15 protein-coding genes are annotated in these 18675 nt (G+C 52.3%); 4 read left to right on the forward strand and 11 right to left on the reverse strand.

What is annotated here, in order from left to right; translation table 11 throughout:
• Positions 1 to 213 precede the first annotated feature (213 nt).
• The 4 genes from EYB31_RS17690 (at position 214) to EYB31_RS17705 (ending at position 5545) form a co-directional block, all read left to right on the forward strand.
• On the forward strand, positions 214 to 1737 hold the full coding sequence (locus tag EYB31_RS17690; protein ID WP_131014699.1) for an MDR family MFS transporter: 1524 nt from the start codon (positions 214 to 216) through the stop codon (positions 1735 to 1737).
• Between the two features lie 402 nt (positions 1738 to 2139).
• Entirely contained in the window at positions 2140 to 3582 is a 1443-nt protein-coding gene (locus EYB31_RS17695) for a M14 family zinc carboxypeptidase (RefSeq protein WP_240762542.1), read from the forward strand.
• Between the two features lie 26 nt (positions 3583 to 3608).
• A complete protein-coding gene (locus tag EYB31_RS17700; protein WP_206105466.1) occupies positions 3609 to 4721 on the forward strand; it encodes an N-acetylmuramoyl-L-alanine amidase in 1113 nt (370 codons plus the stop codon).
• Positions 4722 to 4786: 65 nt separating this feature from the next.
• On the forward strand, positions 4787 to 5545 hold the full coding sequence (locus tag EYB31_RS17705; RefSeq protein ID WP_131014700.1) for an SDR family oxidoreductase: 759 nt from the start codon (positions 4787 to 4789) through the stop codon (positions 5543 to 5545).
• A gap of 132 nt (positions 5546 to 5677) precedes the next feature.
• Here the strand turns inward: EYB31_RS17705 and EYB31_RS17710 are convergent, their stop codons facing one another.
• The 11 genes from EYB31_RS17710 to EYB31_RS17760 form a co-directional block, all read right to left on the reverse strand.
• Positions 5678 to 5914: a hypothetical protein gene (locus EYB31_RS17710; protein WP_131014701.1), complete on the reverse strand. Its 237-nt coding sequence runs from the start codon at positions 5912 to 5914 to the stop codon at positions 5678 to 5680.
• 133 nt (positions 5915 to 6047) lie between these two features.
• Positions 6048 to 6908 carry a M15 family metallopeptidase gene (locus EYB31_RS17715; protein ID WP_131014702.1) on the reverse strand — a complete coding sequence of 287 codons (861 nt, stop codon included), beginning with the start codon at positions 6906 to 6908 and terminating at the stop codon, positions 6048 to 6050.
• Positions 6909 to 6998: 90 nt separating this feature from the next.
• The gene (locus EYB31_RS17720) at positions 6999 to 8093 is read right to left on the reverse strand and encodes a HAMP domain-containing sensor histidine kinase (protein WP_131014703.1); all 1095 of its coding nucleotides are present in this window, start codon (positions 8091 to 8093) and stop codon (positions 6999 to 7001) included.
• Positions 8086 to 8781: a response regulator transcription factor gene (locus EYB31_RS17725; protein ID WP_131014704.1), complete on the reverse strand. Its 696-nt coding sequence runs from the start codon at positions 8779 to 8781 to the stop codon at positions 8086 to 8088. Before EYB31_RS17725 ends, EYB31_RS17720 begins: the two co-directional genes overlap by 8 nt.
• 158 nt (positions 8782 to 8939) lie before the next feature.
• Positions 8940 to 10466, reverse strand: coding sequence for a PAS domain-containing sensor histidine kinase (locus EYB31_RS17730; protein ID WP_131014705.1), 1527 nt, complete (start codon positions 10464 to 10466; stop codon positions 8940 to 8942).
• 394 nt (positions 10467 to 10860) lie between these two features.
• A complete protein-coding gene (gene opp4A / locus EYB31_RS17735; protein ID WP_131014706.1) occupies positions 10861 to 12702 on the reverse strand; it encodes an oligopeptide ABC transporter substrate-binding protein in 1842 nt (613 codons plus the stop codon).
• 15 nt (positions 12703 to 12717) lie between these two features.
• Complete coding sequence (locus tag EYB31_RS17740) at positions 12718 to 13605, reverse strand: ABC transporter permease (RefSeq protein ID WP_131014707.1); 888 nt, start codon at positions 13603 to 13605, stop codon at positions 12718 to 12720.
• A complete protein-coding gene (gene opp4B / locus EYB31_RS17745; protein ID WP_131014708.1) occupies positions 13583 to 14551 on the reverse strand; it encodes an oligopeptide ABC transporter permease in 969 nt (322 codons plus the stop codon). Before opp4B ends, EYB31_RS17740 begins: the two co-directional genes overlap by 23 nt.
• A 98-nt stretch (positions 14552 to 14649) precedes the next feature.
• Complete coding sequence (locus EYB31_RS17750; protein WP_131014709.1) at positions 14650 to 15576, reverse strand: ABC transporter ATP-binding protein; 927 nt, start codon at positions 15574 to 15576, stop codon at positions 14650 to 14652.
• Positions 15563 to 16582 (reverse strand): ABC transporter ATP-binding protein, encoded by a 1020-nt coding sequence (locus EYB31_RS17755; protein WP_131014710.1) that lies wholly within the window; start codon positions 16580 to 16582, stop codon positions 15563 to 15565. Before EYB31_RS17755 ends, EYB31_RS17750 begins: the two co-directional genes overlap by 14 nt.
• A gap of 189 nt (positions 16583 to 16771) precedes the next feature.
• On the reverse strand, positions 16772 to 18673 hold the full coding sequence (locus tag EYB31_RS17760) for an S-layer homology domain-containing protein (RefSeq protein WP_165452467.1): 1902 nt from the start codon (positions 18671 to 18673) through the stop codon (positions 16772 to 16774).
• Positions 18674 to 18675: the final 2 nt, after the last annotated feature.

The following is an 18675-nucleotide window of genomic DNA, read 5'->3' on the forward strand; positions in this document are numbered from 1 at the left end:
CTGCATTTCCAGTTAATCCGTCTATTCCCTGCCCCTTCCGAAACCATCAGCTCCGCCCTAAGGGAAAAATAATTCCGTCTCCGGCACGAGGACACCGTTTCGTCGCTGCTCTATAATCAATGAAGCGGCAGGAGAATTTTCCAGTTTATATTCAGTTTAAAAACCGCGGTTATACTTACGAACGTATCGAATAACGGATAGGAGTTGTCTTTCATGACCATCCAAAAAGAAAATAACAAAAAGCTCGTGCTGACCGGCCTGCTGATCGGCCTGATATTTGCCGAGTTGGACGAAACCGTCGTTTCGACGGCCATGCCAACGATCATCCGCGAGCTGCACGGTCTGTCTCTTTACGGCTGGGTGGCCGGTGTCTATATGCTCGCCGTGACCATTTTTATGCCGATTTTAGGCAAATTGGCCGACTTGTACGGACGCAAGCGCATTTACCTTAGCTGCATGGCCTTATTTATTGCCGGCTCGATTGTAAGCGGCTTGGCCCCAACCATGACGATGCTGCTCATCGGCCGGGGCATCCAAGGCATTGGCGCGGGAGGTTTAATGCCGCTCGCACTGGTGATTATCGGGGAAACGTATCCTTTGGAGCAGCGGGCCAAAATTCAAAGCTTGTTCGGACCGTTGATGATTCTCCCCCAGCTGCTTGGCCCCACGGTTGGCGGTTATATGGTCGGACACGTTAATTGGCACTGGGTATTTCTGATTAATATTCCGGTTGGCCTGCTGGCCGCGGCCGTATTATCGGTCGGTATGAGGGAATCGCGAAGCGGCGAGAAGCGGAGCATCGACTGGGCGGGTGCGGCCACCTTGGTTCTGGCAATGCTCTCCCTTCTGCTGGCGCCTGTGCTGATTGACAACAACGGCCTGTCGTGGGGTTCGCCCGTCATTATCGGAATGCTTGTATTGTCCGCACTGTTCATTGCGCTATTTATCTGGATAGAATCCAAAGTCCAAGAACCGATCATTCCGCTTCACCTGTTCCGCAATCGGAATGTCGTTGTCCTTTCTTCTCTAGTGCTCATTCTGATGCTAGGGATTATGGGCGGCATGGCAACATTCCCGTTTTTTGCGCAAAATGTGATGGGACTGACACCGACAGCGGCCGGATACCTCATGCTTGCCTTTATGGCCGGCGCGATCCCCTCCAGCATCGCCAATGGATTTCTGATTACCCGGGTTCCATACCGCAATTTGTTTATCATTTGTTTCATCTTGCCTGTGGTCGGCTTCTTCCTGCTCACACAAGTCGCCGTCAGCACAACCGTGATGTACATTATTGTGACCTTCTTTATTATAGGCCTCGGCATCGGCGCATTGTTCGGAGGCGACAACCTGATCGTTCAGGAATCCGTCGAAAAGGAACATAGCGGCGTAGCGCTTGGTACCGTACAATTGTTCCAGTCGCTCGGAGCGACGGTGGGTTTGAGCATTTTCGGCAGCCTGCTTGCCCGCAATATTAAGAATGGCGTGACCGGTTTAAGCGATCAGCTGCCACCCGGGGAGGCGGAACATATTGCTACCGGCGGTATTCCTGCCGGTCTCGCACCGGAATTGACGGTAAACATTCAGCATGTTTTCGCCAGCGCTTTTCAAAACATCTTTATCATATCGCTGTTTTTTGTGATCGCCGCTTTTGTCATCACTTGGTTTTTAAATAAAGGAGTGCTTACAAAAAGAGAAGAATCCGAGCCCGAGCAACCTGCCGCTCTCGTAGCGGAGTAGTCCGCGGCAGCAGCCGGCTCGTCCGTTAAGTCTCCATTTTCTTGTACTCTAGTTTCTTTCGTTTTCTTCTTGATCATCGCTAGAAACGGTTAAGCATCTGCCGGCATGTATGCTGCCTGTCCAGGGATATCTCGCCTTGGGCTGGAAGCTTATGCCGGCATCTTCATTTCCGGCCAAAAACCGCCGTTGGTTTCGACATCCGCTCACCGGCCGCCCCTCTGCCCAATTTTGACATACACCGCTTTGTCCGCTTCCTACGCTGCTATCTCTCTCGAACCCGGAGCAGAACGTTTGCTCCGAATATAGCAATTTGCCCACGAATCTATTAAAATAGTGAGTCGTATAAGGAAGTTCCTCCCACTTACGGGTAATCTTGCAGCAGAGAATAGGAGAGAGAAGCTTGTGAACAAGAAAAAAGTCCAAAGAGCGCTGCAGCTTCTGGTGGCGGCTCTAGGGATGATATTCGCTGCGGGGAGCGCACTAGGAGCCGCGCCTCAAGCAAACGGCACGATAAACAAAGACATCGTAGACCCCTACCAGACGTACACCTATGAACTGACGGCACAACATATCGATCAGCTTGCCGCGGCCTATCCGGATCTAATTCAAGTCAAAACGATTGGCAAGACGGACTTTGACCGGGACATTAAAGCCGTCAAGCTTGGCAAGGGAGAAGCCACCGTGCTGATCGACGGTTCCCAGCATGCCCGGGAATGGATGGGCACCAACCTGATTATGTACATGATCGACCGTTATGCCTACGCGTATGAGCACAATATGAAATATGGCGATTACATCGTGCGCGATTTGCTGAATCAGTGCTCAATCTGGTTTGTCCCGATGGTCAATCCGGACGGTGTTACCCTACAGCAGCAAGGCTTGGATGCGTTCCCTGAGGACTACCATTCCTGGTTTGTCGGGATGAACGGCGGAAGCCGCGATTTCAAACGCTGGAAAGCCAATGCCAGCGGAATCGATATCAACCGCCAGTATCCCGCCATGTGGACCGGCATTCGCAATTCTCCCAAATACCCGATGTTCAAAAACTATAAGGGCTCCGAGCCAGCGGAGACGGCGGAAGCCGTCAGCATGATCCACTTCGCTTATGAGACCGACCCGGAAATCGCCTTTTCTTACCACTCTTCCGGCGAAGTGCTGTACTGGTATTTCAATACGTCGCCGGAGCATATGGCACGCGATAAACGGATGGCCGACACCATCAGCAATATGACAGGCTACAGCCAGATCAAGCCGGCCAAAGATCCTTCCGGCGGCGGTTTTACCGATTGGTTTATCGCGCAGTTCGGACGCCCCGGTTTTACGGCGGAGTTAGGTCCCTATCAAGTTGAAACCGAGCTGCCGCTCTGGACCTTTACCGACATATGGGATGAGAATCAAGCCATCGGGCTTTATCTGGCATCCGAAGGGTACAAGTTATGGCATGAACGTTATCCGGTCGAATGGGCCAACACGAACATTCAACTTCTTGAGCCGGTACCGCTGTACAATCGTCCCGATGCTTCGTTTCCCGTTGGCGCACAACTGAACGGTGCGAAACTAACAGCTGACGCGCGCCTGGGGGATTGGTACCGCATCCCGACATGGCTGGGCCCGAAATGGGTTCGCCTGAATCCGTCAGCGTATTTGATCGGACATAGCGAGAAACACACTGAACACATCAGCTTGACGGCCCAAACGCCGATGTACAAGCATCCGAAGGAAGACGGTTCCATGCTGCTCGGACAATTGACCCCGCAGGAAATCGATACAGTGGAACGATGGAATGACTGGTACCTTGTCAAAACATGGCTAGGCAACGTCTGGATCCAAAACAAACGTATTTAAAGCTCACCTAAAAAGGAGGAACGTCCATGGCTTCCATCCATCTTGCCCGCCACATGCTTCCGGTTATACTCGCGGTGGTTCTGCTGATTTGCGCGCTGCCGGCTGAGCCGGCCAGCGCCAATGAACAACATGAACAACGAATCTGTCTGGACCCGGGCCATCAGCTGTACGGCAACAATGCCCTGGAGCCTGTCGCGCCGGATGCCAAAGAGAAGAAAGCAAAGGTCACATCCGGAACCCGAGGTGTCTCCACCAAAAAACCGGAGTATGTCCTGACCTTGGAAACGTCGCTGCTGCTTAAGGACAAGCTGGAGACCTACGGGTACAAGGTCATCATGACCCGTGACACCCACGATGTGGATATTTCCAATATAGAACGGGCGCTTGTCTGCAACGAAGCTCAAGCCGATTTGGCGGTTCGCATCCATGCCGACGGCGATAATTCGCCTAAAGCACAGGGTATCTCGCTGCTTTATCCGGCCGCTGTCCAAGGGGCTTGGGCTCCTTCCCTGCCAAGCAAAGCCGCAGCGGAGCTGATTTTACGGGAAGCGGTCGCAGCATCGGGCGCAGTGTCCAGAGGCGTTGTCCCCCGCTCCGATCTGACCGGCTTTAATTGGTCCACGGTACCCTCCGTGCTGGTTGAGATGGGGTTCATGACCAACCCGGAAGAAGATCGGCGGCTGTCCGATCCGGAATATCAAAATAAACTTATGGAAGGCATTGCGACCGGCATCAATCTGGCCTTATCGGTTGCTGCCGACGAACCCGAGCAGGAAACGTCAACCCGGGTATTCCTGCCAAGTTCTACCCAGCTCTATGAGTACAACAACGGTAAAATGACCCGTACCCAGGTAGCGTTATCGCCGCAAATCGTGAAGTTATCCGCGGTGCGCGGCAATTGGGGCAAAGTGAACACCTGGATCGGCGAACGGTGGATACCGCTGGGTTCGTCTTTATCCCCCGTGAATGCTGTAGAACGGCAAATTCAGCTGGCCGACAACACGCCCCTTTACCGCAGCCCTTACGATTCGGAGCCGGCTGCCCGGCTGTCCTCTCAAACGGTTACCGCGCATGAGCAGTGGCATGAGTGGTATTTGATCGATACCTGGCTCGGTGAAGTATGGGTTCTCAACCATTAAATAGAAAACAATTTGCATGATCCATTGGTTTCGGGCAAACAATAAGCCACAGGAGGGATTCCGAAATGAGACTTTCTGGAAAAGTTGCCGTAATAACCGGAGCGGCGTCGGGCATGGGGAAAGCGATCGCTGAACTGTTCGCGGCCGAAGGAGCCCAAGTGGTTGTTTCCGATCTTCGTCTTGAAGCCGCCCAAACGGTCGCCTCGGCTATTGAATCCGGCGGCGGCGCGGCCATTGCCGTTGCGGCCAATGTAGCCAAAGAAGAGGATGTTCAGCAATTAATCGATACTGCGGTGAAGCAGTTCGGCACGGTGGATATTTTGGTCAATAATGCGGGAATTATGGATAACTTCGTACCTGCGGCGGACTTAACCGATGAGCTGTGGGACCGGGTATTCGCCATCAATACCACAGGCCCGATGAGAACGACACGCAAGGTGCTGCCGTTGTTCACAGAGAAAAAAAGCGGAGTCATCGTGAACATCGCCTCCGCCGGAGGACTTTATGGATCCAGGGCCGGTGCAGCCTACACTGCCTCGAAACACGCGGTTGTCGGCTTTACGAAAAACGTCGGGTTCCAATACGCCCCTCTAGGCATCCGCTGCAATGCAATCGCCCCGGGCGGGGTCGAAACCAACATCGGTACTACGATCAACTCCCCGAATCCGTTTGGCATGGAGCGGGCCATGGCGGGAATGGGCATTAATCCGCGTTCCGGGAAGCCGGAGGAAATTGCCAAAGTCGCCTTGTTCCTGGCTTCCGACGATGCCAGCTTTGTGAACGGCGCCGTGGTGGCAGCGGATGCCGGCTGGACAGCGTATTAAAGGCGGCGCACTGCCAAGCGCACATAAAAAGACGTCAAGCGGCTTCTGCCCGATTGACGTCTTCATGATGTTCACCCACATTAAATCACACCGATAAAAACCACTTTCTGCCGTTCGCACCCCATCCTATCGTCAAGACTCTTCGAATTTGGCGGCGCTTCTTGTGTCGATGACCTGAGATTGAGCGCGGTCCCGCTGATCGGACAATGTAACTAACCACCAGCCCACGATCGCATTAACCACGGCCATAGCCGCGAATAACAGAAAATCTCCCCACGGCTCGGGTAAAAGCAGGTCGGCAAGCAGCCATCCGCCCGTTGTTGCAATCCCCATGAACATCCCTTTAATCGCCCTTACGTTAAAAACCATCTACACAACCTCCTCTAAGGAATAGTTTGCTTCAGCTTTACGCCGGACTTAAGCTATAACCATTCGGCCCTCGAAGGGTCTCACTTTCCTCTCAAATTCATTGTATGTCGGCTATATTCACGATTATGCTATCTCATGGATACACAGTCACAATAATACCGTCCATATTATTGCCTGATAGTTCGTAATGGCGATTGGCCGGTATTTGAATCGTGGTGTTGTTGGATACGGGGTAATACGAAATTTCATAGGTGGTCTTACCGATCGTCTTCTTTATGGTTTTCCGTTCTTTCAGGTAGTCCAAATATTGTTCCAACACCCAGTTGTTGTCCATCATAATGGCGCTGTGCGGCAAGCCGACATAACGAAAGTGCCAAGGTTCGTATTGGATGCCGGTGATTTCCGTCTTGTCTTTCGGATAACGCAAAATAAAACCATACTTCCATGCATTTTTCTTCAGCCATTTTCCTTCGGCTGCCTGGTTCATCTCCCCTTGTGTGGACCCAATATCCAGCGATAAACCCAGGTTATGCTCGCTATAGCCTGCCGGCATCGCATAATCGGCGCCCATCTGCCGGTACAGCTGGTCCTGCTCCTTGTTGTCACGATATCCGCTGCTAATGACAAAGTGACGTACCCCATCTTTGGCCGCGGCTTCTGTCATCGCCGAGAACTTTTGCACCAGGCTTGGCGACAGCCGAATCGTGTTATCCAGCAGCCCGAACCCTTGGACCAGCTCTTTATGCTGCATCAGCTTAACCGCTTCGGCTGCCGCCCCCTTCTGCGGAACGGGGTAATCCTTGTTGACCAGCAGCAGATCGCCTTTGTATATTTGCTCCTGCGGTATTTTTATCGTTATCCCGTTTTGGGTCGAGGTTCCTTTGGGAGCTTGTCCGGGCTGCTCCATTGTCATTATAGCTGCGCCGGATTTGAGTGAAACAGCCGCATAACCCGCCAGAAACAAAACAACAAGACAAAAAACCCACTTCTTCATTTTCACTGCCTCCTATCCGTCATTCACATCAGGATAAAGGAAACTTTTTAAAAAGAAGTAGGGTAAATATAAAGTTTTTCTTAAACTTCTCTATGCTTTGGAAGGTATCCGCACTTCAAATATCGTGCGAATCACACTGCTTTGGACGGAAATGCTGCCGTTATGCTGTTCTACGATATTTTTGGCGATAAATAAACCGAGCCCCGAACTTCCGCCTTGGTGAGACCGGGCTTGATCCCCTGTGTAAAACAGTTCGAAAAGATGAGGCAGATCTTTCTCGGGAATAGCGTCCCCGTAATTGACCACCTGCGCAACCACTTCCCCTGCATCCGCAAATCCGTTGATCTCAACAAATTGGCCGTCTTTGCCGTAACGGACTGCATTGGTCAATAAATTTTCAAACACGCGGGCCAGCAGATCCCCGTCGCCTTCGATATGCAGATGGGGCGTCACGTTGATTTTGGCGGCCAACTGGTTTTTCTCGAATAGCGGATACATCATCTCGTCAATTTGTATAAGCAGCTCGCTTAAATCGATCGGTTTTTTCTCAATGGAAAGATTGCCGTAGTTCATTCTTGTGATCTCAAATAGCTCGTCAATGAGCTTCTCCAACCGCTGTGATTTGGTATAAGCGATGGCAGCGTAATGTTTGATTTGCTCCATAGACAAGTCACGGTCCCGAAGCATAAAATCCAGGTAGCCCAGCACGGAAGTCAGCGGCGTCCGCAAGTCATGCGCCAAGTTCAAGACCAGCCGATCCTTGCTGCTCTCCGCAAAATCGCCTCTTTCCACCGCTTTCTGCAATTTTTCGCCGGCCAGATTGATGTCTCTTGCAATATCCGCAAATTCATCATTGGAATCAACGCTCACCCTCTTGGTGAAATCGCCGTTAGCCAGATGGTGAATGCCGCTTGATATCTTCTGGAAATAAACCTCGTACCGGGCTGTGAGTATAAAGAAGAACATAATGGAAAGGGGGATGAACAGCAGCAGGAAGCTGTTGAAGTCGCCTATGCTTTTGATCAGATGGCGGATATCGGCCAACGGATCGTCCCGCTGAACGCTGGAACGGTAATACAGTTGAAGCGCCTTATACACGATATAAGTGACGAGTCCGGACAAGATCATGCTTAAACCTAACAATACGATCATTTTCAGCCGAAAGCTGCGCATCAGTTTAGCCATTGAACGTATATCCCACCCCCCAAACGGTTTTGATGAATTTATGTTTATGGGTATCTTCACCGAGCTTTTTGCGCAATGTGCGGATATGGACCATCACCGTATTGCCGCCCTCATAATAAGCCTCGCCCCAAACATGCTGAAATATGTTTTCAACACTGAACACTTTCTTGGAATGGGAGGCCAACAAATACAAAATATCGAATTCTTTCGGCGTCAGCTCGACGTTCTCCTCGTAAAAGGTGACGGTCCGCTTGTCAGGATCGATGGTTAATCCGCCCGCTTCGATCACCGATGTAGGTTCCAGGTCCGGTTGATTGAGCCGCATGGAACGACGCAGCAGCGCATGGACTCGAGCCATCAGCTCCATCGGATTAAAGGGTTTGGTCATATAGTCGTCGGCCCCCATAACCAGGCCCGTTATTTTATCCAGATCGGACGTTTTGGCGCTTACAAAAATGATCGGAATCCGGTACCGCTCCCGAATTTGCCGGGTCGCCTCGTAACCATCCAATTCCGGCATCATGATATCCAGAATCGCCAGATCAATCGGTTGGGATTGTATGGCGTGCAGCGCTTCCCGTCCATTGGATACTTTAATTGAGCGGTAGCCTTCTTTATCCAAGTGCAGCGCGATCAAATCGGCAATCTCCGCTTCATCGTCGGCTATCAATATCGTGATCGGTTTCATCGACTACCCACTCCTCACCGTCATCAGTTGCCCGCCTCTGATCTTACCATATCACGCTGCGGCCGAAATACAAAACAGCCACCGGTTCCATGAACCCGGCAGCTGAGGAGGATGCGTTCACCTAATCTGTTGCCCTTTTGCATAAAAAAGCGCTTGGACTACTGAGACATTTGTTGATGGGGCAACCAGCATATAAACGTTGTGCCCTCGCCAAACGTGCTCTCCACGCGAATATCTCCGCCCATAATCTGGCTGAACCGCTGGCTTATCGCCAGCCCCAGACCCGTACCGCCGTATTTCCGGGTAGTGGAAGCATCGGCTTGTGTAAAAGGCTGGAACAGCTTCTCCAGTTGTTCGGGCGTCATGCCGATGCCTGTATCTTGGATCCGGAAACTGTAACCGGAGCGGTTGTCTCTCGTTTCTTTATATACCTCGAAGGTAATCAGACCCGCGTCCGTAAACTTATTGGCATTGCTTAATAAATTGATCAGAATTTGCCGCAGCTTCATCATGTCCGCCGTAACGTCGCCCGATTCCTCACATTGGGTGCGAAGCTTATTGCCCTTGGTTTCGACGAGAGGCCGGATGGTCGTCAGCACGTCTTGAACGAGATCCCGCAAGCTGTATGTCTCCAGATGAAGCTCCATTTTGCCCGCCTCAATCTTGGAAATATCCAGAATATCGTTAATCAGCGCGAGCAGGTGGTTACCCGCTTTGCTGATTTTGGACAAGTCCTCGACAAAAACTTCTTCGCCAAGTTCCCTCGCTTCCTCTTGCAGCATTTCACTATACCCGATAATTGCATTCAGCGGCGTCCGCAGTTCGTGACTCATATTAGCCAAAAACTGGCTTTTGGTCAGATTGGCATTGATCGCCTCGTCATGCGCTTTGGCGAGCTGCTTGGTGCGTTCCGCCAGGGCGACTTCCGCTTTCACCCGGTCGGTAATATCCGTACGGATCGAAATAAAATGATGGGGAGTTCCGTCTTCGTTAAGAAACGGCACGATGGTCGTGTTCATCCAATATTCGCTGCCGTCCTTGGCCCGGTTTTTCACTTCCCCCCGCCAAACGTTCCCTTGCTTAATGGTCTCCCACATATCTTTAAAGAACGATTTCGGATGGAAACCGGAATTAATGACCCGGTGTGTTTTGCCGATTAGTTCTTCCCGATCGTATTTGGAAATATCGCAGAACTTGGCGTTTACGTAAGTAATGACACCTTTGTCGTCGGTTATGGCTACGATGGAAGAGGCATCCAGCGCATTTTCGATATCACGCAGGTTCTCCATAGTTTGCGACAACTTGAGGTCATTTTGCTTGCGTTTCGTAATATCCATGCCGATAGCGAGATATTCAGAGACAACGCCCTGATCGTCCACAAACGGCACGATCGTGAGGCTGACCCAATATTCCCCGCCGTCCTTGGCCCGATTCTTCACTTCTCCGTTCCATGCTTGTCCGCAACTGATCGTCTCCCACAGCTCTTTAAAGTACGCAGGGGGGTGGAAGCCGGAATTTACGGTCTTGTGGCTGGCGCCGATCAATTCATCCCGGCTGTACTGGGATACTTTGCAGAAATGCTCGTTTACAGATGTAATGATCCCTCTCGAATCCGTAATGGAAATGATGAATGTGGCATCCAACGCGGATAAAGCATAGCTCATGTCTTTATGATTTGTAAGCATCTAAATCGACTTCTCCAATCCGGCTGTAAGTTCCCCAATGAATGATGGCGCCCCAAGTTCGTTTCGAAACTTTTTCCCATAATTCACTTCTAATTTAAGTCTATTTTCAGTCATAATTATCCATTATGTCAAGGTTTAATGCCTCATTATGACGCTTCTCGTAGGGATGGTAAGATCAAAGCAAGCATATAATGAAAACAGGAGACGCCGCTAACGTCTCCCTGCTCAACACTTGGACGATTCCCCCGAGTGGATACCCGAAAATGTAACTCGCCGTGTACAATCCATATTTTACTATGAACCGCCAATAGGCGGCTTTTTATTTTTCCAAAATGAGGGTTAAACATAATTGTGCTAGATTTTCCCGGCAACTATCGCGTTAAATGACACCGGCCTACTCCGTTTGCGGCTTATCCGCGGTCACGCTCACATCTTTCCAGGTCAATTTGGAGCTGGGGTCGACGGTAAAGTTTTTCACCCGGTTGTTCACGGCGTAAATATCGGCGCGGTACAGTGTCGGGATGACAGGCAGCTCCTCGTTCATCAGCGCTTGCCATTGGTTGTAGATGTCCTTGCGGTACGCTTTATCGAAAGCTTGCTCGGAGTGGCCTTTCTCCAGCAGTTCATCGTTTTTCTCGTTCACCCAATGGGTGTAGTTAAACAATACGTTCCGTCCGTACAGCCCGTACGGGTCGATATCCGCTCCGGTCGACCAGGCCGCCGCGTAAATATCCACCTTCGGATCGTCCTTCTGCACCCTGTCGTAGAACGAATTGAACTCGGCCAATCGTCCGTCGACCAGTTGCACATCAAGGCCTACTTCTTTCCAGCCCTGCATATAAAATTTGGCCAGCGGCTCGGCGATATCGCTTCCGCTCATCATCAGGAAATTAATCGTAAATTTCTTGCCTTCGGGATCTTCGCGCAGCCCGTCCCCATCCTTGTCCTTGTAGCCCGCTTCATCGAGCAGCGCCTTCGCTTTGGCAGGGTCGTGCGTATAGCTCTTCACATTGTTGTCATGGTAGCTGGCAAATGAAGGCGGAATTAAGGTTGTCGCAGGGAACCGCAAGCCGTGGTACAGCTTGTCGCCAACGGCCTGATTGTCCATGGCGTATGCCATTGACTGACGCAGCTTTTTATTTTGCAGCTTCGGATTATCCATGACGTTCTCTTGCTTTTGCGCGTCCCAATGTCCGAGCTTAAAGCCGATATACGTGTAGGCGTTGTCGATATTTCCGATAAACTGCACGTTTTTTGTTCCTTTGGCGGTCGGGTATTGGTCGGTCGGGAATGAGGCGATATCGATCTCGCCTTTTTTCAATGCCTGCAGCACCACCTTGGTGCTGACCACCTTGACAATCACGCCTTTTAAAATCGGCTTGCCTTCCCAGTAATCGTCGTTGCGGACAAACTCGACCGATTCGCCGGGAACAATCTTGGTTAATTTAAACGGCCCGAAGCCAATCGGGTTTTTGCGGATTTTATCGGACTGCGCCATCTGGGCGATCGGAATATCCTTTAAATAATGCTTCGGAACCGGACTGGACCAGACTCCTGTCAATACCGACGGATTGGCGTTGTTCCACGTAATCGTTAACGTCTTGGCATCAACGACTTTAATGCCGGATATGTTCTGCGCCTTCCCGGCGTGATACTCCTCCATCCCGACGATGTCCTGAATCAGCGAGTCCCCGTAACGGACACCGGTGTAATCTTTGCTGCCGATGATCAAATAAGCGAACTCCAGATCCTCCGCTTTGACCGGCTCGCCGTCATGCCACTTGACGTTATCCTTGATTTTGATCGTCATCGTCTTCTTGTCGGGGGAAAGCGCAAAAGTAGCGGCGCCTTCATTCGTAATTTCATAGTCCCCGTTCAAACGAAACAACGACTCATTAAAAAATTGCATAATCTCCGCATCCGGATTTCCGGTGTAGAAAGCCGTGTTCAACGTTCCCTCAAACGGCGTATCGGATACGAGGCCGTAAGTCAGTATGCCGTCAACGGGAGCTGCGTCGTTTTTTACCGTCATCGGAAAACTGGAGATGCTCTCCAGCTGCCCTTTCTGTTTACTGCCGGACGCCGGCGCGGAGCTGCTTGCCGCTGCGCCGGATGCGTCGCCGCCCGCGACGCTTTTCGTGCCTGCCGCACCGCTGCCCGCCGAACTGCCCTCACATGCCGACAAGAGCAGCAGCAGACTCGCCAGCACACCGATCCATATGCCACGTTTTTTCATTGATGTTCTCCCCCTTCAAGATCCTAATCTCTGTCTGGCGTCGGCCGCCCGTTTGAAAGCTTGACCGATAAAATTAATGCACAGCATCATCACTAAAATGAGTACCGAAGCGGGCAGCCACACCCACCATTTATTTTGCAGCACTTCGGGATTCATCGCATAGCTGACCAGCGTCCCAAGACTAGGCGAGCTTTCCGGCAGCCCGAAACCCAAGTAGCTCAGCCCGGACTCGATCCCGATGTTTCCCGCCAGGTTTAACGTCAGGTTAACGATAATGATAGAGCTTAAGTTAGGCAAAATTTCGCGCACGATGATTTTCCAATCGGGAGTGCCCAGCGTCTTCGAAGCGCTGACGTAGTCAAGCTCCCGCTCCGCCAGCATCTTGGCCCGAATAAGCCGCGCTTTCCCCACCCACAGGAACGCAGTCATGATGAGAATAAACGTCCCGACGTTATACTGGGGGGATATGGAGATAAACACGATAATCAGCATCAGAAACGGCAAAATCATCATAAAGTCGATCAGCTGCATCAGCAGATTGTCAATCACCCCGCCGAAATACCCGGCGAGCGAACCGACGGTCAGCCCGATCAGACCGGTCAGCAGCGTAATCGTAAAGCCGATCGTAAACGAGTTGCGGGCCCCGATCATCAACTGCCCAAAGATGTCCCTGCCGCCGTAATCGGTGCCCAGCCAATGCTCTCCCGACGGAGGCTCGTAGATGGACAGCAGGTCCACCCTGTTCACCAGCTCCTGATTCAGCAGGAGCGACGCCCCATATACCGACAGCAATATGAGCGCAAGCAGCAGCAGAGAGACCAGCGCCAGCTTATCTTTTACAACTTCCCGCCATAAAATAGCCACGTTGTGCCCCCTTCCGCTACTCGATCCGTATGCGCGGATCTACGATGCTCAAGATGATATCGGACAACAAGGTCCCGATTAAGGTAGCGGCTCCCGATATCATGACCAGGGCGGTAACGACACTGTAATCGCGCTGCATGATGGACTGCAGGAACAATTGCCCGATACCCGGGTAACTGAAGATCGATTCCAGAAAAATCGAACCGCCGATCAACCCGGTAATTTCATAGCCGAGAAAAGCGGCAATCGGCAGAAAGGAATTGCGCAAAATATGCCGCGAATAAATCCGCGATTCGGGTACTCCTTTGGACCGCGCGGTTTTGACGAAATCTTTCAATTTGGTCTCGATAATCTCACTGCGCAAATATTGAATGATGCCTACCGTACCGATCAGCGCTCCACATAAGGACGGCAGCAGCAGGTGGTGCAACTTATCGAAGTAATACTCCAGGCTGCCCGGCTTCAGCTGGATGTTGACGCTCCCGCCGATGGGAAACCAGCCCAGCGTAAACCCGAACACATACAACATCACCACCGCAAAAATAAACAAAGGCACGGCAAAGCTCACATAGCTGTAACCGACGATCAGCTTATCGGCCCAAGTGTCGGTCCATCTGCCCGATACGACGCCAAGCGGCACGGCAATGAGGTACGTCAGTACCAGTATACATGCAGACAACAGCAAGGTGTTGCCGATTCGCTGCCCCAATATATCGGTGACCGGCTGCTGATGAATGTACGAAAGACCCAGATCCCCATGGAACAAATGGCTGATCCACCTTGCATACTGCACATAAAACGGATCGTTTAATCCCAGCTTCTGCCGTAGCTCAGCGAGCGTATGCGCGTCCATCTTCGGATTGTTCTCCAACTGCCCGGTCAGCGCATCGCCGGGCATCGCTTTGGCCAGCACAAAGATCAGAACGCTGAGCACCAGCAGTTGGGGGACCATGATCGCAACTCGCCGCAAAATAAATTTCCACATCTCCCGTTCCCCCGTCTCTATAAGTGCGAGCTCAAAAAGTCGGCTTTTCGGCACCGAGAAGGTGCTTCGTGATCAAAAGATGACTTTTTGAACAATCTCTATAAGATGGCCGCTGAGTGCGTGTCCGTAATCCGCTTCAACGGGTGCGCTCTTCCTTCATGATCGAAATAAGAAGTTTTCAGCTTCTCATATTCCTGCTCCAGTTCAAGCCGCAGCCGCTGCTGTTCTTGCCGCTGCCGTGGATCGGGATTGGGGATGGCCGAGATCAGCCTTTTGGCGTAAATGTGCTGCGGGTTTGCAAATACGTCCTCTCTTGTGCCCTCTTCAACCAGCCGGCCGCGATACATAATGCCGATTCGGTCGCACATATGGCGAATAATGCCGAGGTCATGGCTAATGAGCAGGAAGGTCAGCTGAAATTCCCGCTGAATGTCCTTCATAAAATTGAGCACTTGGGCTTGCACCGATACGTCCAGCGACGACACCGGCTCATCGGCAATAATCAGCTTCGGATTCAGCGTAAGCGCCCGCGCAATGCCGATCCGCTGGCGTTGGCCGCCGGAAAATTCGTGAGGATACTTCAGCAGCGATTCGGCAGGCAGTCCCACCCGCTCCACGAAAAACTGCACTTTTCGGCGCTCCTCCTGCGGCGACAGCCTTTCAAAATTGCGAATGGGCTCGGCCACGATATCCAGCACTCTTTTGCGCGGATTCAGCGAGGAATAAGGATCTTGAAAAATCATTTGGATATCCCGCCGGTAGCGGGCAAACTCGCGCCGCGGCAAACCGCTGATGCGGGTTCCCTCAAACAGAATGTCCCCCGATGTCGCCGGGATCAGCCCGATTACCGTACGTCCGGCCGTCGTTTTGCCGCAGCCCGATTCGCCGACCAAACCGTATGTTTCGCCGCGCTGCAGCTCCAAGCTGAGGCCGTCCACGGCTTTCACATGATCGACGACCCGCCGGAATAGGCCGCCGCGCAACGGGTAATGTATTTTCAGTCCGTTTATTTTAAGCAAAGCCATCGTGCATGTCTCCCTCGTGAGGACGCGGAATATAGAAATGGCGGTAACATGTGCAGCGGACCCAATGCCCCGGCTCCACTTCCCTCAGCGCCGGGGCTGCTTCATGGTCCTCTGCGGGAATCCAGCCGATACGCGGCTGAAACCGGCAGCCGGCCGCAGGCCACTTGTGCAGCGGCGGGACGATGCCCTCAATGACATGAAGCCGTTCGTCGGGCGCTTGAAGCGAAGGAATGGAATGCACCAGCGAACGGGTATACGGGTGCAGCGGACGGGCAAATAACGTGTATACATCCGTTAATTCCACAATCTCTCCCATATACATCACGGCTACGCGGTCAGCCAATTCCGCCACAACGCCCAAATTATGAGTGATCAGTACAATACCTGCGTTTGTCTGCTGCTGCAGCGTTTTGAGCAGCGCCATAATCTGCGCTTGTGTCGTCACATCCAGCGCGGTCGTCGGCTCGTCGGCAATCAGCAGCACCGGATCGCAAGCCATGGCCGTGGCGATCATCACCCGCTGCCGCATCCCGCCGGATAACTCGTGCGGGTAGCTGCCGTAGATTTGCTCCGCGTTCGCAATCCCTACACGCTCCAGTAAACGCAAGGTTCGCTGCCGCTTCTCTTCAGCAGAAAGCGACGTATGATAGTCCAGGCTTTCTTCGATTTGCTTGCCCGCCGTCATCAGCGGGTTGAGCGCGGAAAGCGGGTCCTGGTATACCAACCCGATTTTTTTACCGCGAATTTGATTCAGCTCGCTTGCTTGGAGCGACAGCAGGTCCGTGCCTTCGAACCACACGGAGCCTTCCAGCTTTGTCCTCCCCGGATCGTGCAGCCCTGTAACCGCTTGCGCAAGCGCGCTTTTGCCGCATCCCGACTCGCCGACGATAGCGAGCACTTCATAAGGATGCACTTCTAATGATACGCCGTTCACCGCGGCATAATAGTCATCTCGTATTCGGAAGGAAACCCGCAGATTGTCGATGTGTAAAACCTCTTGCGTCAAGTGCAGCTCCTCCTGCCTTATCAAAAGTGGTTACCGGCGTTTGTTTTTATTACAATAATTCTAGGCACGAGTGGGATTTCCTCCAGGAAACTATCAATTTCCGCAAGTTTTGAACGCAAAAAACCTTTGAGCGATTCCGATACCTTGCGGACTGACCGGATTCGCTCAAAGGTTAACAATATGCCTTGCTTAAGGATTAATCAGTTTCGCCCGGATTAACAATCTCCGCACCATGGCTGCCGTCTGCGCCCGTGAAATCGCTTCTTTCGGCAGCAGTTTTCCGTCAACGCCATCGACTATACCCTGCTGCACGGCGGAAGCAGCCGCCGGTTGCGCCCAAACCCCAATCGCCTCGTTATCCGTAAACCCGGCAAGTAACCGGCTTACTTTCGTGCTGTCAGACACTTTGTCCAGCTTGACAATATCCATCGCACGCGCCAGCATCACCATCGCTTCCGCACGCGTAATCGTGCCTTCCGGACGGAAAGTGCCATCTTCGTACCCGCTGATCAACCCGTATGACACGGCGGCGGCGATCGGCGCGGCATACCAGTTGATCTGAGCTACGTCGGCGAACGACACGGCAGGCGTCCCCGCTTTGGGAGTACGCAAGCCCAACGCGCGCAGCAAAATCGCCGTAAATTCCGCCCTGGTAATCGTCTTGTCCGGGAGGAACCGCCCATCCGCCGAACCTTCAATAATTAGCCTGGACGCCAAGTCGTTCACATCTTCGCGGCTCCAATGCTGCTTGACATCGTCAAACGTTTTTGGATTCCATATCACCGTATACGAGCTGTTGGTCAAGCTTTGAATATCTGCGTAATATATGCCGTCCCGCATCGTAATCCGGGTAGGCAAATGAGTCAATTGACCATCCGCTCCGACAACAACCCCCGTCGTCAACCGGCTCGGATCGACGTTATCCGGCAAGGTGATCGTCCGTTCGACATAACTGTTAAACTGCTTGATTTCGACCTTGCTGTCGCCATAGCTGGCCACCACTTCAAAATCGACAGGCTTCACCACCAGCTCCATATTTCCGTTTGTCGCATAAGTTTGCGCCGCCTCCACCTTGTCTCCCGAAGTCTCCGAAATTCTCACACTGATCTTGATATCTTCAAGCGCAATGTTTGAACCAAGCGCCGCAGAGACGCTGTCAATCTGAATTTGCGAAGCTGGCAGTATGTATGTGGCCCGGTCCGTCTGGACTTCAACTACGGCATCTTTGCCTTCCATCGTTTTGACAAGCTTTCCGTTCAACTCGCCCACAATGTCATCGGAGCCAGTGCCCTTTACAGGCACAACCAATGTTTTGAGCTCCCCTTGGTTGACTTGCTCGATCGCTTTGTCGTTGTCTACGATCACTTTCGTTACCGTGCGTTGACCAGCCTTCTCCGTGACGGCGGTGGCCATCGTATTCTGCTCTTTGCCGTCGACAATGACCTTCACGTAAGACGGTTGTTCCGCCGATGCGCGTTCAGCCGGCGCAGCCGGTGTCGAAGAGGAGTTCAGCAGCACCAGATTCAGATTGCCGCCGGCAATGGTAACCGGCAGAGGGTGCAGATGGTCATATCCGGTAAACGTCAGTTTCTCCGGATTATCCTTGTCGATCGTAAAATGCTTTAACCCGCTGCTGCTGCCAGTCGCCGCCTTTAACGTGATTTCAAATAACGGCTTGCTGCCGGCAATCCGCCCGTCCGTGTCGGCTTTGCCGGCCGAGGCGTCGAGCCATATGGCCCGCACCCAACCGGCATTATTGTCGAAATTGGCTTGAAAGCATCCCTCGGCAGCGGAGGTGCAAGCAACCTCGTCATTACTCCCATATTTTGGCGTTACCTGCACGACCTGAATTTCATTCGGGTCGAAATCAAGTTGCATATTGTATGAAGCCACACCGCCGTCGGCGCCTGTCTGTATACTGACAGGAACCGCGGTAGTGCCCCCTTTCAGAAGCGTTACGTCCCCGATGGACAGTTGCACCGGTTCGGTCGGCGCCGCGGCGGCCGGGCTTATGACCGCTCCGTTCTGTAAAGCGGCGGCAGCCAGACACACCGCCAAGATCACACGGTACATTTTTTTGCCTAATCTCATTC

This window comes from Paenibacillus thalictri (assembly GCF_004307995.1).
Classification (GTDB): domain Bacteria; phylum Bacillota; class Bacilli; order Paenibacillales; family NBRC-103111; genus Paenibacillus_AF; species Paenibacillus_AF thalictri.

What these genes read in the sequence shown, in the direction of transcription:
- EYB31_RS17690 (WP_131014699.1), top strand. Translation starts at nt 214, where the DNA reads ATGACCATCCAAAAAGAAAATAACAAAAAGCTCGTGCTGACCGGCCTG.
- EYB31_RS17700 (WP_206105466.1), top strand. Translation starts at nt 3,609, where the DNA reads ATGGCTTCCATCCATCTTGCCCGCCACATGCTTCCGGTTATACTCGCG.
- EYB31_RS17705 (WP_131014700.1), top strand. Translation starts at nt 4,787, where the DNA reads ATGAGACTTTCTGGAAAAGTTGCCGTAATAACCGGAGCGGCGTCGGGC.
- EYB31_RS17710 (WP_131014701.1), bottom strand. Translation starts at nt 5,914, where the DNA reads ATGGTTTTTAACGTAAGGGCGATTAAAGGGATGTTCATGGGGATTGCA.
- EYB31_RS17715 (WP_131014702.1), bottom strand. Translation starts at nt 6,908, where the DNA reads ATGAAGAAGTGGGTTTTTTGTCTTGTTGTTTTGTTTCTGGCGGGTTAT.
- EYB31_RS17720 (WP_131014703.1), bottom strand. Translation starts at nt 8,093, where the DNA reads ATGGCTAAACTGATGCGCAGCTTTCGGCTGAAAATGATCGTATTGTTA.
- EYB31_RS17725 (WP_131014704.1), bottom strand. Translation starts at nt 8,781, where the DNA reads ATGAAACCGATCACGATATTGATAGCCGACGATGAAGCGGAGATTGCC.
- EYB31_RS17730 (WP_131014705.1), bottom strand. Translation starts at nt 10,466, where the DNA reads ATGCTTACAAATCATAAAGACATGAGCTATGCTTTATCCGCGTTGGAT.
- opp4A (WP_131014706.1), bottom strand. Translation starts at nt 12,702, where the DNA reads ATGAAAAAACGTGGCATATGGATCGGTGTGCTGGCGAGTCTGCTGCTG.
- opp4B (WP_131014708.1), bottom strand. Translation starts at nt 14,551, where the DNA reads ATGTGGAAATTTATTTTGCGGCGAGTTGCGATCATGGTCCCCCAACTG.
- EYB31_RS17750 (WP_131014709.1), bottom strand. Translation starts at nt 15,576, where the DNA reads ATGGCTTTGCTTAAAATAAACGGACTGAAAATACATTACCCGTTGCGC.
- EYB31_RS17760 (WP_165452467.1), bottom strand. Translation starts at nt 18,673, where the DNA reads ATGAGATTAGGCAAAAAAATGTACCGTGTGATCTTGGCGGTGTGTCTG.